Here is a 14,971-nt window from a genome sequence, read left to right on the forward strand (position 1 = left end):
ATGATTTAGCCCCGTCTCGTCGGGGCTTTTTTATGGCAGAATCAAGTTATCCCCCTCAATTAACAAGGATAAGTTGTGAACGGTGAATTGATTTGGGTTCTTTCATTACTGGCCGTTGCCATCGTCTTGTTTGCGACGGGCAGAGTGCGTATGGATGCGGTCGCTTTGTTTGTTATTGTCGCGTTTGCATTAAGCGGAACGCTGACGGTCCCCGAAGTATTTTCCGGCTTTTCCGATCCTAACGTTGTCCTGATTGCCGCCTTGTTTATTATTGGCGATGGTTTGGTCCGTACCGGTGTTGCCACTGTAATGGGGACATGGCTGGTCAAAGTGGCGGGCAACAGTGAAATCAAAATGTTGGTTTTGTTGATGCTGACCGTCGCGGGGCTTGGCGCGTTTATGAGTTCAACCGGCGTTGTCGCTATCTTTATTCCCGTGGTGTTAAGCGTTGCCATGCGTATGCAAACGTCGCCGTCGCGTCTGATGATGCCGTTAAGTTTTGCCGGGCTCATAAGCGGCATGATGACGCTGGTGGCGACACCGCCGAACCTGGTAGTCAACAGTGAATTGCTGCGTGAAGGCTATCACGGCTTCAGTTTCTTTAGCGTAACACCTATTGGCCTGGTCGTGCTGGTGCTGGGTATTTTGTATATGTTAGTGATGCGTTTCATGCTGAAAGGGGATACCCAGACCCCACAACGCGAAGGCTGGACGCGCCGAACCTTTCGCGATCTTATCCGTGAATATCGACTGACCGGGCGTGCGCGACGTCTGGCTATTCGCCCCGGATCGCCAATGATTGGTCAACGACTGGACGATCTCAAATTACGTGAACGTTATGGTGCTAACGTCATCGGTGTTGAACGCTGGCGGCGTTTTCGTCGCGTTATCGTGAACGTTAATGGGGTTTCTGAATTTCGCGCGCGTGACGTTTTGCTTATTGATATGTCTGCGGCTGATGTCGATCTCCGGCAATTTTGTAGTGAGCAATTGCTGGAGCCGATGGTACTGCGCGGCGAGTATTTTTCTGACCAGGCCCTTGATGTGGGCATGGCAGAGATTTCATTAATTCCTGAGTCAGAACTTATTGGTAAATCGGTGCGCGAAATTGGTTTTCGTACCCGCTACGGATTGAATGTAGTGGGGCTAAAGCGCAATGGCGTGGCGCTGGAAGGTTCGCTGGCGGATGAGCCTCTGCTGCTGGGCGATATCATCCTGGTTGTGGGTAACTGGAAACTGATCGGTATGCTGGCCAAACAGGGCCGCGACTTCGTAGCGCTGAACTTACCGGAAGAGGTGAGTGAAGCATCGCCCGCGCACAGCCAGGCACCCCATGCGATTTTCTGTCTGGTGCTAATGGTGGCGTTAATGCTGACCGATGAAATTCCTAATCCAGTTGCCGCTATCATCGCCTGCCTGCTGATGGGGAAATTCCGCTGTATCGATGCCGAAAGTGCCTATAAATCCATTCACTGGCCGAGCATTATTTTGATCGTTGGGATGATGCCGTTTGCTGTGGCATTACAGAAAACGGGAGGTGTCGCGCTGGCGGTGAAAGGGCTGATGGACATTGGCGGCGGTTATGGGCCACATATGATGCTGGGTTGTTTGTTTGTCTTGTCGGCGGTTATTGGGCTATTTATTTCTAATACCGCGACGGCGGTGTTGATGGCTCCGATTGCGCTGGCTGCTGCCAAAACGATGGGTGTGTCGCCTTATCCATTTGCGATGGTCGTGGCGATGGCAGCATCCGCCGCCTTTATGACGCCGGTTTCTTCACCGGTTAACACACTGGTTTTAGGTCCGGGGAATTACAGCTTCAGTGACTTTGTTAAGTTGGGGGTACCGTTCACCATTATCGTGATGGCGGTTTGTGTGGTGATGATCCCGATGCTGTTTCCGTTTTGACAAGAGCCTGATGTCGCATCCGGTGCTTATTGCCTGATGCGACGCAGACTCCGGCTGCTTACAGCGGTGAATCCTGGCTAATCTCATCGAGCGAAAGATGGAAGCTGGGAACAAATACTTCCATGAAGTAGTCCATCTCCTGGCTGCGGCGCGCTTCAAGCGTCGCTTCCAGTCGCGTTTTTGCCAGCAAGAATTCATTATTTCCGGCCGCGAGCTCTTCCAGACATTTCAGATATGCACACAGTGCATCTGCCTGTTTCACCAGCGATTTTTCTTCATCGCTATATGCATGCTCGTCAATTAACGGCGCAAAGATATCCTGCAGCTCTTCCGGAACCATATCGACCAGTTTTTGCTGAGCGATTTTTTCAATAGCCTTGTATTCCTGAGCGATTTGCGAATTGAAGTATTTCACCGGAGTAGGGAGATCTCCGGTGAGCACTTCTGAAGCATCGTGGTACATCGCCAGTAAAGCGATACGTTCGGCGTTGACATTACCGCCAAATTTACGATTTTTGATAGCTGCCAGCGCATGGGCGACCATCGCTACCTGCAAACTGTGTTCGGACACATTTTCCGTCCGCACGTTGCGCATTAGCGGCCAGCGGTTAATGAGTTTCAGGCGGGAGAGATGGGCAAAAAAATGGCTCTGTTTCATAGTGACCTTACGTATGATGACATCATCAGGTCATTGTGGCGGGATAACACTGCCGGATGCAATCTCCGGCAGTGAAATTAAGATTACAGCTGATGATAACCAGAAAGGAAACGCGCGAACTTGCTCAAAGACAGCTCGATATCATCGACACGCGGTAGCGTGACAATGCGGAAGTGATCCGGCCACGGCCAGTTGAATGCCGTCCCTTGCACCAACAGGACTTTTTCCTGCAACAGGAAATCCAGCACCATTTTCTGATCGTCGTGAATGTTAAAGCGTTTGGCGTCGATTTTCGGGAACATATACAGCGCACCACGAGGTTTCACGCAGGAAACGCCCGGAATATCGTTGATCAATTCCCACGCGCGGTTACGCTGCTCATAAAGACGACCGCCAGGGGTAATAAATTCACTGATGCTCTGATAACCACCCAGTGCGGTCTGAATGGCGTGTTGCGCAGGAACGTTAGCACACAGGCGCATTGAAGCCAGCATTTCCAGACCTTCGATGTAACCTTTGGCGTGTTTTTTCGGCCCGTTCAACACCATCCACCCCTGACGGAAGCCTGCAACGCGGTACGTTTTCGACAGTCCGTTAAAGGTAATGGTCAGCAGGTCAGGTGCCAGCGGCGCAATGGAGTGATGCTCAGCGTCGTCGTAGAGAATTTTGTCATAAATTTCATCGGCGAAGATAATGAGATTATGCTGACGTGCAATCTCCACAATCTCCATTAAAAGCTCTTTGGAATATACCGCGCCGGTTGGGTTATTTGGGTTGATAATAACGATCCCACGCGTACGAGGCGTAATTTTAGCGCGAATATCATCGAGGTCCGGGAACCAGTCAGAGGATTCATCGCAAAGATAATGCACCGCTTTACCGCTGGAGAGCGAAACCGCTGCGGTCCATAGTGGGTAATCAGGTGCAGGAACCAACATTTCGTCCCCGCTGTTCAGCAATGCCTGCATTGCCTGAACGATAAGCTCCGATACACCATTGCCGATGTAAATATCTTCCACGGTAACATCACGCATGCCACGAGCCTGGTAGTGCTGCATGATGGCTTTACGCGCGGAGTAAAGACCTTTGGAATCGCAATACCCTTGAGCGGTAGGCAGGTTGCGTATCACGTCAACGAGAATTTCATCTGGCGCGTCAAAACCGAACGGGGCAGGGTTGCCGATGTTCAGTTTCAGTACCTTGTTACCTTCTTCTTCCAGGCGTTTTGCTTCTTTCAGCACCGGACCACGGATGTCATAACAGACATTCTCTAATTTGCTGGATTTTTCAATGGGGGACATGAATCTTGACCTTTTTTGCTGTTATCGCCACTCCCTGCCGTGGAAGTCAGCTTAGAACAATGTACTCCCCCAGGACGGTGTTTTGAAGGTCTGCAGAATAAGATTTTGCCAGAGGGGAAGGCTCGATTGTGCTGTTAATAACTTAATAATGGCAAAATAATGAGGTGCATATGCTTAATAAGTAATGTTATGTAGTGAATTATTCTGATTCTTAATTGTAAGTGTGGTTTTTTTATCTGTAAGATAATTGTGTGAAAATGCCTCGTTTAAGAATTCACTACTGAATCGCGATGATGATATTTCCGCATTACGGAGAGTTTAACAGCGTGATGATTTCCGAGGTGTCACAATGGGGGCAAGGCGTGAAACTATTGTTAAGCGGAATTAATGAATGGGGATGATGCTAATTAATTATTATTTAATATTCAAAAAGGTTTTGTTGTGCTTATTAATAATAGAAGATTACTTTGCCTAACATAACATAACTTTGCATCAGATAATTCGCAATGACCCTTATAAATAAAAGGTTTTTGGGGTAAAATGCTTGCATAAATGACGGATCCCTGCTCTTGATGCCGCCTCACCATTGCTGTTTGTACGTGTTCGCGTATGACCAGCGATGCTGTACGAGAGTGGAACAAGGACTCACATTTACATTTATACAAACACGCGCATGTCATAAATAGAAAAGAGTGAGTAACTTAATAGATATGCGATCCCTGAAGATATATTCTGTGATCTACTTCAGGCATTATAACGGAACAATGTGAGTCACTTTTTTAGTGCAACTCATATGCATTTTTACTTTCGTCCGGGTTCCGGATGAAACTGCCAGGGAGGCACATTACAAATGGAATTGCTTGTTTGTGTGTGCACAGCATTAACCAGCTCAGTATGAGCCGCCAGTAAGTGATAATATATGATAAGTGCAAATCGTCCGATAATTAACCTCGACCTCGATCTGCTGAGAACATTTGTTGCTGTTGCCGATCTGAACACTTTTGCTGCCGCAGCTGCCGCTGTGTGTCGTACTCAGTCCGCCGTAAGTCAGCAAATGCAGCGTCTGGAACAACTCGTTGGGAAAGAACTGTTCGCTCGTCACGGTCGCAACAAACTGTTAACTGAACATGGCATTCAACTTCTTGGTTACGCCAGAAAAATTCTGCGTTTTAATGATGAGGCCTGCTCATCATTAATGTTCAGTAATCTTCAGGGCGTGTTAACTATCGGTGCTTCAGATGAATCTGCCGATACGATCTTACCTTTCCTGTTAAATCGCGTGAGTTCGGTTTATCCGAAACTAGCGCTGGATGTCCGCGTTAAACGTAATGCCTATATGGCAGAAATGCTGGAATCCCAGGAAGTGGATTTGATGGTAACCACCCATCGTCCTTCAACGTTTAAGGCATTGAACCTGCGTACCTCGCCAACACACTGGTACTGCGCAGCGGAATACGTATTGCAAAAAGGTGAGCCGATCCCTCTTGTGTTGCTGGATGATCCAAGTCCGTTTCGCGATATGGTGCTGGCGACGCTTAATAAAGCAGATATTCCCTGGCGACTGGCTTATGTCGCATCGACGCTTCCGGCCGTTCGTGCGGCAGTGAAAGCCGGTCTTGGCGTGACGGCAAGGCCGGTCGAGATGATGAGTCCGGACCTGCGTGTGCTGAGTGGAGTAGATGGCTTACCGCCGCTACCTGATACCGAATATTTGCTGTGCTATGACCCGTCCAGTAATAATGAGCTGGCCCAGGTGATCTATCAGGCGATGGAGAGCTACCATAATCCGTGGCAATACAGCCCAATGTCTGCTCCGGAAGGAGATGACTCATTGTTGATTGAAAGGGATATCGAGTAATCGACGGACGATAGATAATTCCTGAGACAATAGTGTAAAAACGAACCGCTGGGTTTATTTTAAACCCCAGCGGCTTTTTTTTAGTAAAAAGCCTTCCTCGTATCGTGCAGAACGTACAAAACTGTTCATTTTTCAATCACCAGAGATTCACGCCCCGTACGCACAAATAATCACCTGAAAAAAATCTCCTGCTACAATAATGTTAAAAAATACGTGAATTTGTTGCTGCATTTTTGTTATAGAATGACAAAAGCGTGTCACAGATCAAGAAAATACTCTCTTTTGGGGGGAGGAATCGACACAAATTCCTGTCAAAATAGACCCGTATTTTTTCCATTGCTTCACAACGGACACGATTCAACAACATCTAATTTTCCTGGAGTCGTCAATGATCTGGGGAGAAAGGGCGCCAAATGCAAATGTTGTTGTCATTGTGTAAATCAGTGTGAAGAAACCTTTGTTAAAGTTGACAAAAGGTTATAGAAAGGAGTAAAAGACCACATCAATTAGCTGTATAAAATAGTTTCTGCAGTTATTGTAAGGTTTTTTTATTCCTCCCCATGAATCGATGTGGCGTCCATCTGCCGTAAAGAGCAGAGAATCAGGCGCTACTTTTGATGAGTAAGCAATGAGTATGTCAACATCCACTGAAGTCATCGCTCATCACTGGGCATTCGCTATCTTTCTTATCGTTGCCATTGGCCAGTGTTGCCTGATGCTGGTAGGCGGTTGGTTTTTAGGCGGTCGCGCACGCGCGAGGTCAAAAAACGTTCCGTTTGAATCCGGTATCGACTCGGTCGGCTCCGCCCGCTTACGCCTGTCCGCCAAGTTTTATCTGGTGGCCATGTTCTTCGTTATCTTCGACGTTGAAGCGCTGTATCTGTTCGCATGGTCAACCTCTATCCGCGAAAGCGGCTGGGTAGGCTTTGTGGAAGCTGCAATTTTTATTTTTGTGTTACTGGCAGGTCTGGTTTATCTGGTGCGTATTGGCGCGCTGGACTGGACGCCCGCGCGTTCACGCCGCGAGCGTATGAACCCGGAAACGAACAGTATCGCTAATCGTCAACGCTAACCGCGAGGCATTAAGATGGATTATACGCTCACCCGCATAGATCCCAACGGTGAGAACGACCGTTACCCCCTGCAAAAGCAGGAGATCGTAACCGACCCTCTGGAGCAAGAAGTTAACAAAAACGTGTTTATGGGCAAGCTCAATGACATGGTTAACTGGGGTCGTAAAAACTCAATTTGGCCGTATAACTTCGGTCTTTCCTGCTGTTACGTTGAGATGGTGACTTCGTTTACCGCGGTGCATGACGTGGCGCGTTTTGGCGCTGAAGTATTGCGTGCTTCGCCGCGTCAGGCTGACCTGATGGTGGTTGCAGGAACCTGCTTTACCAAAATGGCACCGGTTATTCAGCGTTTGTATGACCAGATGCTGGAACCAAAATGGGTTATCTCAATGGGTGCCTGTGCCAACTCCGGCGGTATGTACGATATTTATTCCGTTGTGCAGGGCGTTGATAAATTCATCCCGGTTGATGTGTATATCCCGGGCTGTCCGCCGCGTCCTGAAGCGTACATGCAGGCACTGATGCTGTTGCAGGAATCTATCGGTAAAGAACGTCGTCCGCTCTCCTGGGTGGTTGGCGATCAGGGCGTTTATCGCGCCAATATGCAATCAGAGCGCGAACGCAAGCGCGGTGAACGCATTGCCGTTACCAACCTGCGTACACCTGACGAGATTTAATTTGCGCCTGTCGGCAAAGGGAATTTTCTTCGCTTATTCCTAAATCTATTTCGCGAAGCTTACTGCGCCGACAGTCACCACGGACCATTTGCAATGGTGAACAATATGACCGACTTAACCGCGCAAGAACCCGCCTGGCAGACCCGCGATCATCTTGATGATCCGGTGATTGGCGAACTGCGCAACCGTTTTGGGCCGGATGCCTTTACTGTTCAGGCGACTCGCACCGGGGTTCCCGTTGTGTGGATCAAGCGTGAACAATTACTGGAAGTGGGCGATTTCTTAAAGAAACTGCCGAAACCTTACGTCATGCTGTTTGACTTACACGGCATGGACGAACGTCTGCGCACACACCGCGAAGGGTTACCTGCCGCGGATTTTTCCGTTTTCTACCATCTGATTTCTATCGATCGTAACCGCGACATCATGCTGAAGGTGGCGCTGGCAGAAAACGACCTGCACGTACCGACCTTTACCAAATTATTCCCGAACGCTAACTGGTATGAGCGTGAAACCTGGGATCTATTTGGCATTACATTCGACGGTCACCCGAACCTGCGCCGCATCATGATGCCGCAAACCTGGAAAGGTCACCCGCTGCGTAAAGATTACCCGGCGCGCGCTACCGAATTCTCGCCGTTTGAGCTGACCAAAGCCAAACAGGATCTGGAGATGGAAGCCCTGACCTTCAAACCGGAAGAGTGGGGGATGAAGCGCGGCACCGAAAATGAGGACTTCATGTTCCTCAACCTCGGTCCGAACCACCCGTCTGCGCACGGTGCTTTCCGTATCGTTTTGCAGCTTGATGGCGAAGAGATTGTCGACTGCGTACCAGACATCGGTTACCACCACCGTGGCGCAGAGAAAATGGGCGAACGCCAGTCCTGGCACAGCTACATTCCGTATACCGACCGTATCGAATACCTCGGCGGCTGCGTTAACGAAATGCCTTATGTGCTGGCGGTAGAGAAACTGGCTGGGATCACCGTGCCGGATCGCGTTAACGTCATTCGCGTAATGCTCTCCGAACTGTTCCGCATCAACAGTCACCTGCTGTATATCTCCACCTTTATTCAGGACGTCGGCGCGATGACGCCAGTGTTCTTCGCCTTTACCGATCGTCAGAAAATTTACGATCTGGTGGAAGCAATCACTGGTTTTCGTATGCACCCGGCGTGGTTCCGTATTGGCGGCGTAGCGCACGACCTGCCGCGCGGCTGGGATCGCCTGCTGCGTGAGTTCCTCGACTGGATGCCGAAACGTCTGGCGTCTTACGAGAAAGCGGCGCTGCAAAACACCATTCTGAAAGGTCGTTCCCAGGGCGTTGCCGCTTACGGCGCGAAAGAGGCGCTGGAGTGGGGCACCACCGGCGCGGGCCTGCGTGCCACCGGGATCGACTTCGACGTGCGTAAGGCGCGTCCTTATTCTGGCTATGAAAACTTCGACTTCGAAATTCCGGTGGGCGGTGGTGTTTCTGACTGCTACACCCGCGTAATGCTGAAAGTAGAAGAGTTGCGCCAGAGTCTGCGTATTCTTGAGCAGTGCCTCAACAACATGCCGGAAGGCCCGTTCAAAGCGGATCACCCGCTGACCACGCCGCCGCCGAAAGAGCGCACGCTGCAACATATCGAAACCCTGATCACCCACTTCCTGCAAGTGTCGTGGGGTCCGGTGATGCCTGCCAATGAATCCTTCCAGATGGTTGAGGCGACCAAGGGGATCAACAGTTACTACCTGACCAGCGACGGCAGCACCATGAGTTATCGCACCCGTATCCGTACGCCGAGTTATGCGCATTTGCAGCAAATTCCGGCGGCGATCCGCGGCAGCCTGGTGTCTGACCTGATTGTTTATCTGGGCAGTATCGATTTTGTTATGTCAGATGTGGACCGCTAATTATGCACGAGAATCAACAACCACAAACCGAGGCTTTTGAGCTGAGTGCGGCAGAGCGTGAAGCGATTGAGCACGAGATGCACCACTACGAAGACCCGCGTGCGGCGTCCATTGAAGCGCTGAAAATCGTTCAGAAGCAGCGTGGCTGGGTGCCGGATGGCGCGATCCACGCGATCGCCGATGTGCTGGGTATTCCGGCGAGCGACGTCGAAGGCGTGGCAACGTTTTATAGCCAGATCTTCCGTCAGCCAGTAGGCCGCCATGTGATCCGTTATTGCGACAGCGTGGTCTGTCACATCAACGGTTACCAGGGTATTCAGGCGGCGCTGGAGAAAAAACTGAACATCAAACCAGGGCAAACGACATTTGACGGTCGCTTCACGCTGCTGCCAACTTGCTGCCTGGGGAACTGTGATAAAGGGCCAAACATGATGATCGATGAGGACACTCACGCGCATCTGACCCCGGAAGCGATCCCTGAACTGCTGGAGCGGTATAAATGAAAAACATTATCCGTACTCCCGAAACGCATCCGCTGACCTGGCGTCTGCGCGATGACAAACAGCCAGTGTGGCTGGACGAATATCGCAGCAAAAACGGTTACGAAGGCGCGCGTAAGGCGCTGACCGGGTTGTCTCCGGACGAAATCGTTAATCAGGTAAAAGACTCTGGTCTGAAAGGGCGCGGTGGCGCAGGCTTCTCGACTGGCCTGAAGTGGAGCCTGATGCCGAAAGACGAATCCATGAATATCCGTTACCTACTGTGTAACGCCGATGAAATGGAGCCGGGCACCTATAAAGACCGTCTGCTGATGGAGCAACTGCCGCACCTGCTGGTGGAAGGCATGCTCATCTCCGCGTTTGCGCTGAAAGCTTACCGTGGCTATATCTTCCTGCGCGGCGAATATATCGAAGCGGCAGTGAATCTGCGTCGTGCCATTGCCGAAGCCACCGAAGCGGGTCTGCTTGGCAAAAACATTATGGGAACAGGTTTCGATTTCGAACTGTTCGTCCATACCGGGGCAGGGCGCTACATCTGCGGTGAAGAAACAGCGTTAATCAACTCCCTGGAAGGGCGTCGCGCTAACCCACGCTCGAAACCGCCCTTCCCGGCAACCTCCGGTGCATGGGGTAAACCAACCTGCGTTAACAACGTCGAAACCCTGTGTAACGTTCCGGCGATCCTCGCTAACGGCGTGGAGTGGTATCAGAACATCTCGAAAAGTAAAGATGCTGGCACCAAGCTGATGGGCTTCTCTGGTCGGGTGAAAAATCCGGGTCTGTGGGAATTGCCGTTCGGCACCACCGCACGCGAGATCCTCGAAGACTACGCTGGTGGTATGCGTGACGGTCTGAAATTCAAAGCCTGGCAGCCAGGCGGAGCGGGGACTGACTTCCTGACCGAAGCGCACCTTGACCTGCCGATGGAATTCGAAAGTATCGGTAAAGCGGGAAGCCGTCTGGGTACGGCGCTGGCGATGGCGGTTGACCATGAGATCAACATGGTGTCGCTGGTGCGTAACCTGGAAGAGTTTTTCGCCCGTGAGTCCTGCGGCTGGTGTACGCCATGCCGCGACGGTCTGCCGTGGAGCGTGAAAATTCTGCGTGCGCTGGAGCGTGGCGAAGGCCAGCCGGGCGATATCGAAACACTTGAGCAACTGTGTCGATTCTTAGGCCCGGGTAAAACTTTCTGTGCCCACGCACCTGGTGCAGTGGAGCCGTTACAGAGCGCCATCAAATATTTCCGCGAAGAATTTGAGGCGGGAATCAAACAGCCGTTCAGCAATACCCATTTGATTAATGGGATTCAGCCAAACCTGCTGAAAGAGCGCTGGTAACCGAATTTCGATTAACGCTCAGTCTCTGACTGAGAAAACTGGAAGCATGCTAATGGCTACAATTCATGTAGACGGCAAAGAATACGAGGTCAACGGAGCGGACAACCTGCTGGAAGCTTGTCTGTCTCTGGGCCTTGATATTCCTTACTTTTGCTGGCATCCGGCGCTGGGAAGCGTCGGTGCTTGCCGCCAGTGTGCGGTGAAGCAATACCAAAACGCGGAAGACACGCGTGGTCGCCTGGTGATGTCCTGTATGACACCGGCTTCCGATGGCACCTTTATTTCCATTGACGACGAAGAAGCGAAACAGTTTCGTGAAAGTGTGGTCGAGTGGTTGATGACCAACCACCCGCACGACTGTCCGGTATGTGAAGAGGGCGGTAACTGCCATCTTCAGGATATGACTGTGATGACCGGACACAGCTTCCGTCGCTACCGTTTCACTAAACGTACCCACCGTAATCAGGATTTGGGGCCATTCATCTCTCACGAAATGAACCGCTGCATCGCCTGCTACCGCTGTGTGCGTTACTACAAAGATTACGCTGACGGTACGGACCTGGGCGTTTACGGTGCGCACGACAACGTCTACTTCGGTCGCCCGGAAGACGGCACGCTGGAAAGCGAATTTTCCGGTAACCTGGTCGAAATTTGCCCGACCGGCGTATTCACCGACAAAACGCACTCCGAGCGTTACAACCGTAAATGGGATATGCAGTTTGCGCCGAGCATCTGCCAGCAATGTTCCATCGGCTGTAACATCAGCCCCGGCGAGCGTTATGGCGAACTGCGTCGTATCGAAAACCGTTACAACGGTACGGTAAACCACTACTTCCTCTGCGACCGTGGTCGTTTCGGTTACGGTTACGTCAACCTGAAAGATCGTCCGCGTCAGCCAGTACAGCGTCGTGGCGATGATTTCATTACCCTCAACGCCGAACAGGCAATGCAGGGTGCAGCAGATATTCTGCGTCAGTCGAAGAAAGTGATCGGTATTGGTTCTCCGCGTGCCAGCGTGGAAAGCAACTTTGCGCTGCGTGAGCTGGTGGGCGAAGAAAACTTCTATACCGGTATCGCTCACGGTGAGCAGGAACGTCTGCAACTGGCGCTGAAAGTACTGCGTGAAGGCGGCATTTATACTCCGGCTCTGCGTGAAATCGAATCTTACGATGCGGTACTGGTGCTGGGCGAAGACGTTACCCAGACCGGCGCGCGCGTTGCGCTGGCGGTGCGCCAGGCGGTAAAAGGTAAAGCGCGCGAAATGGCGGCAGCACAGAAAGTGGCTGACTGGCAGATTGCGGCAATCCTCAACATCGGTCAACGTGCGAAGCATCCGCTGTTTGTTACCAACGTTGATGACACCCGTCTGGATGATATCGCGGCGTGGACTTACCGCGCACCGGTTGAAGATCAGGCGCGTTTAGGTTTTGCCATCGCCCATGCGCTGGACAACTCCGCACCGGCAGTTGACGGCATAGAGCCTGAGCTGCAAAGCAAAATCGACGTCATCGTGCAGGCACTGGCTGGTGCGAAGAAACCGTTGATTATCTCCGGGACGAACGCTGGTAGCGCTGAAGTGATTCAGGCTGCGGCTAACGTGGCGAAAGCCCTGAAAGGTCGCGGCGCTGACGTCGGTATCACCATGATTGCCCGTTCCGTCAACAGCATGGGGCTGGGCATTATAGGCGGTGGATCGCTTGAAGAAGCGTTAACTGAACTGGAAACCGGACGCGCCGACGCGGTGGTGGTGCTGGAAAACGATCTGCATCGTCACGCTTCCGCTACCCGCGTGAATGCTGCGCTGGCTAAAGCGCCGCTGGTGATGGTGGTTGACCATCAACGCACAGCGATTATGGAAAACGCTCATCTGGTACTTTCCGCCGCCAGCTTTGCTGAAAGCGACGGTACGGTGATCAACAACGAAGGCCGCGCCCAACGTTTCTTCCAAGTTTACGATCCGGCTTATTACGACAGCCAAACTGTCATGCTGGAAAGCTGGCGCTGGCTGCACTCGCTGCATAGCACCCTGCTGAGCCGTGAAGTGGACTGGACGCAGCTCGACCACGTGATTGACGCTGTTGTGGCGAAAATCCCGGAACTGGCAGGTATCAAAGATGCTGCGCCGGATGCGACATTCCGTATTCGTGGGCAGAAACTGGCCCGTGAACCGCATCGCTATAGCGGTCGTACCGCCATGCGCGCCAATATCAGCGTTCATGAGCCGCGTCAGCCGCAGGATATTGACACCATGTTCACCTTCTCGATGGAAGGTAACAACCAGCCGACCGCGCACCGTTCGCAAGTGCCGTTTGCCTGGGCGCCAGGCTGGAACTCCCCGCAGGCGTGGAACAAATTCCAGGACGAAGTGGGCGGCAAACTGCGTTTTGGCGATCCGGGCGTGCGTCTGTTTGAAACCAGCGAAAACGGTCTGGATTACTTCACCAGCGTACCGGCACGCTTCCAGCCGCAGGACGGGAAATGGCGTATCGCGCCGTACTACCACCTGTTTGGCAGCGATGAATTGTCACAGCGTGCTCCGGTCTTCCAGAGCCGTATGCCGCAGCCGTACATCAAACTCAACCCAGCGGATGCCGCGAAGTTGGGTGTGAACGCAGGTACACGCGTCTCCTTTAGTTACGATGGCAACACGGTCACGCTGCCGGTTGAAATCGCCGAAGGGCTGACAGCAGGGCAGGTGGGCTTGCCGATGGGTATGTCCGGCATTGCTCCGGTGCTGGCTGGCGCGCATCTTGAGGATCTCAAGGAGGCACAACAATGAGTTGGATATCACCGGAACTGATTGAGATCCTGCTGACCGTCCTTAAAGCGGTGGTGATCCTGCTGGTGGTAGTCACCTGTGGGGCATTCATGAGCTTTGGCGAACGTCGCCTGCTGGGTCTGTTCCAGAACCGTTATGGACCTAACCGTGTTGGCTGGGGCGGTTCGCTCCAGCTGGTTGCGGACATGATCAAAATGTTCTTTAAAGAAGACTGGATCCCGAAATTCTCGGATCGTGTCATCTTTACCCTGGCACCGATGATTGCCTTTACCTCGCTGCTGCTGGCCTTTGCAATTGTGCCAGTCAGTCCGGGTTGGGTGGTTGCCGACCTGAACATCGGGATTTTGTTCTTCCTGATGATGGCAGGTCTGGCGGTTTACGCGGTGCTGTTTGCGGGCTGGTCAAGTAACAACAAATACTCGCTGCTGGGGGCGATGCGTGCTTCTGCGCAGACCCTGAGCTACGAAGTGTTCCTCGGGCTTTCCCTGATGGGCGTGGTGGCGCAGGCCGGTTCATTCAACATGACCGACATCGTCAACAGCCAGGCGCATGTGTGGAACGTCATCCCGCAATTCTTTGGTTTTATTACCTTTGCCATCGCGGGCGTGGCGGTGTGTCACCGTCACCCGTTTGACCAGCCGGAAGCCGAGCAGGAACTGGCGGATGGTTACCACATTGAATATTCCGGTATGAAGTTCGGTCTGTTCTTCGTGGGCGAATACATCGGGATTGTGACCATCTCTGCACTGATGGTGACGCTGTTCTTCGGTGGCTGGCAAGGCCCGTTGTTACCGCCATTCATCTGGTTCGCGCTGAAAACCGCGTTCTTTATGATGATGTTCATTTTGATTCGTGCGTCGTTACCGCGTCCGCGTTATGACCAGGTAATGTCCTTCGGCTGGAAAATCTGCCTGCCGCTGACGCTGATCAACTTGCTGGTAACGGCGGCTGTCATTCTCTGGCAGGCGCAATAAGGGGCAATAA

11 protein-coding genes are annotated in these 14,971 nt (G+C 52.1%); 9 read left to right on the forward strand and 2 right to left on the reverse strand.

The annotated features are described in order from the left end of the window. The first annotated feature begins 75 nt into the window (after positions 1 to 75). Positions 76 to 1,908: an SLC13 family permease gene (locus C4F37_RS03050; RefSeq protein WP_001012899.1), complete on the forward strand. Its 1,833-nt coding sequence runs from the start codon at positions 76 to 78 to the stop codon at positions 1,906 to 1,908. A 58-nt stretch (positions 1,909 to 1,966) separates the two neighbouring features. On the opposite strand, the gene yfbR is transcribed toward C4F37_RS03050, so the two are convergent. Beyond that, positions 1,967 to 2,566: a 5'-deoxynucleotidase gene (gene yfbR / locus C4F37_RS03055; protein WP_000813854.1), complete on the reverse strand. Its 600-nt coding sequence runs from the start codon at positions 2,564 to 2,566 to the stop codon at positions 1,967 to 1,969. 83 nt (positions 2,567 to 2,649) lie between these two features. Then, complete coding sequence (gene alaA, locus C4F37_RS03060; RefSeq protein ID WP_000074527.1) at positions 2,650 to 3,867, reverse strand: alanine transaminase AlaA; 1,218 nt, start codon at positions 3,865 to 3,867, stop codon at positions 2,650 to 2,652. 919 nt (positions 3,868 to 4,786) lie between these two features. On the opposite strand from alaA, the gene lrhA reads away from it, so the two are divergent. The 8 genes from lrhA (at position 4,787) to nuoH (ending at position 14,961) form a co-directional block, all read left to right on the forward strand. After that, entirely contained in the window at positions 4,787 to 5,725 is a 939-nt protein-coding gene (gene lrhA, locus C4F37_RS03070) for a transcriptional regulator LrhA (RefSeq protein ID WP_000622290.1), read from the forward strand. Positions 5,726 to 6,353: 628 nt separating this feature from the next. Further along, positions 6,354 to 6,797: an NADH-quinone oxidoreductase subunit NuoA gene (gene nuoA / locus C4F37_RS03075; RefSeq protein ID WP_106106698.1), complete on the forward strand. Its 444-nt coding sequence runs from the start codon at positions 6,354 to 6,356 to the stop codon at positions 6,795 to 6,797. Positions 6,798 to 6,812: 15 nt separating this feature from the next. Next, the gene (gene nuoB, locus C4F37_RS03080) at positions 6,813 to 7,475 is read left to right on the forward strand and encodes an NADH-quinone oxidoreductase subunit NuoB (RefSeq protein WP_000386733.1); all 663 of its coding nucleotides are present in this window, start codon (positions 6,813 to 6,815) and stop codon (positions 7,473 to 7,475) included. A 93-nt stretch (positions 7,476 to 7,568) separates the two neighbouring features. Continuing rightward, the gene (gene nuoC / locus C4F37_RS03085; RefSeq protein WP_000247881.1) at positions 7,569 to 9,371 is read left to right on the forward strand and encodes an NADH-quinone oxidoreductase subunit C/D; all 1,803 of its coding nucleotides are present in this window, start codon (positions 7,569 to 7,571) and stop codon (positions 9,369 to 9,371) included. 2 nt (positions 9,372 to 9,373) lie between these two features. Further along, positions 9,374 to 9,874 carry an NADH-quinone oxidoreductase subunit NuoE gene (nuoE, locus tag C4F37_RS03090; RefSeq protein ID WP_000545042.1) on the forward strand — a complete coding sequence of 167 codons (501 nt, stop codon included), beginning with the start codon at positions 9,374 to 9,376 and terminating at the stop codon, positions 9,872 to 9,874. Beyond that, on the forward strand, positions 9,871 to 11,208 hold the full coding sequence (gene nuoF / locus C4F37_RS03095; RefSeq protein WP_000789507.1) for an NADH-quinone oxidoreductase subunit NuoF: 1,338 nt from the start codon (positions 9,871 to 9,873) through the stop codon (positions 11,206 to 11,208). Before nuoE ends, nuoF begins: the two co-directional genes overlap by 4 nt. 52 nt (positions 11,209 to 11,260) lie before the next feature. Continuing rightward, a complete protein-coding gene (gene nuoG / locus C4F37_RS03100) occupies positions 11,261 to 13,987 on the forward strand; it encodes an NADH-quinone oxidoreductase subunit NuoG (protein ID WP_001297919.1) in 2,727 nt (908 codons plus the stop codon). Continuing rightward, positions 13,984 to 14,961 (forward strand): NADH-quinone oxidoreductase subunit NuoH, encoded by a 978-nt coding sequence (nuoH, locus tag C4F37_RS03105; RefSeq protein ID WP_000118512.1) that lies wholly within the window; start codon positions 13,984 to 13,986, stop codon positions 14,959 to 14,961. Before nuoG ends, nuoH begins: the two co-directional genes overlap by 4 nt. The last annotated feature ends 10 nt before the right edge of the window (positions 14,962 to 14,971 follow it).

Source organism: Escherichia sp. R1, from assembly GCF_003000935.1.
GTDB lineage: Bacteria > Pseudomonadota > Gammaproteobacteria > Enterobacterales > Enterobacteriaceae > Escherichia > Escherichia coli.

Bases quoted from the DNA above. Each gene is read 5' to 3' on its own strand.
- yfbR (WP_000813854.1), bottom strand. From the start codon at position 2,566: ATGAAACAGAGCCATTTTTTTGCCCATCTCTCCCGCCTGAAACTCATT.
- alaA (WP_000074527.1), bottom strand. From the start codon at position 3,867: ATGTCCCCCATTGAAAAATCCAGCAAATTAGAGAATGTCTGTTATGAC.
- lrhA (WP_000622290.1), top strand. From the start codon at position 4,787: ATGATAAGTGCAAATCGTCCGATAATTAACCTCGACCTCGATCTGCTG.
- nuoA (WP_106106698.1), top strand. From the start codon at position 6,354: ATGAGTATGTCAACATCCACTGAAGTCATCGCTCATCACTGGGCATTC.
- nuoB (WP_000386733.1), top strand. From the start codon at position 6,813: ATGGATTATACGCTCACCCGCATAGATCCCAACGGTGAGAACGACCGT.
- nuoC (WP_000247881.1), top strand. From the start codon at position 7,569: ATGGTGAACAATATGACCGACTTAACCGCGCAAGAACCCGCCTGGCAG.
- nuoE (WP_000545042.1), top strand. From the start codon at position 9,374: ATGCACGAGAATCAACAACCACAAACCGAGGCTTTTGAGCTGAGTGCG.
- nuoF (WP_000789507.1), top strand. From the start codon at position 9,871: ATGAAAAACATTATCCGTACTCCCGAAACGCATCCGCTGACCTGGCGT.
- nuoG (WP_001297919.1), top strand. From the start codon at position 11,261: ATGGCTACAATTCATGTAGACGGCAAAGAATACGAGGTCAACGGAGCG.
- nuoH (WP_000118512.1), top strand. From the start codon at position 13,984: ATGAGTTGGATATCACCGGAACTGATTGAGATCCTGCTGACCGTCCTT.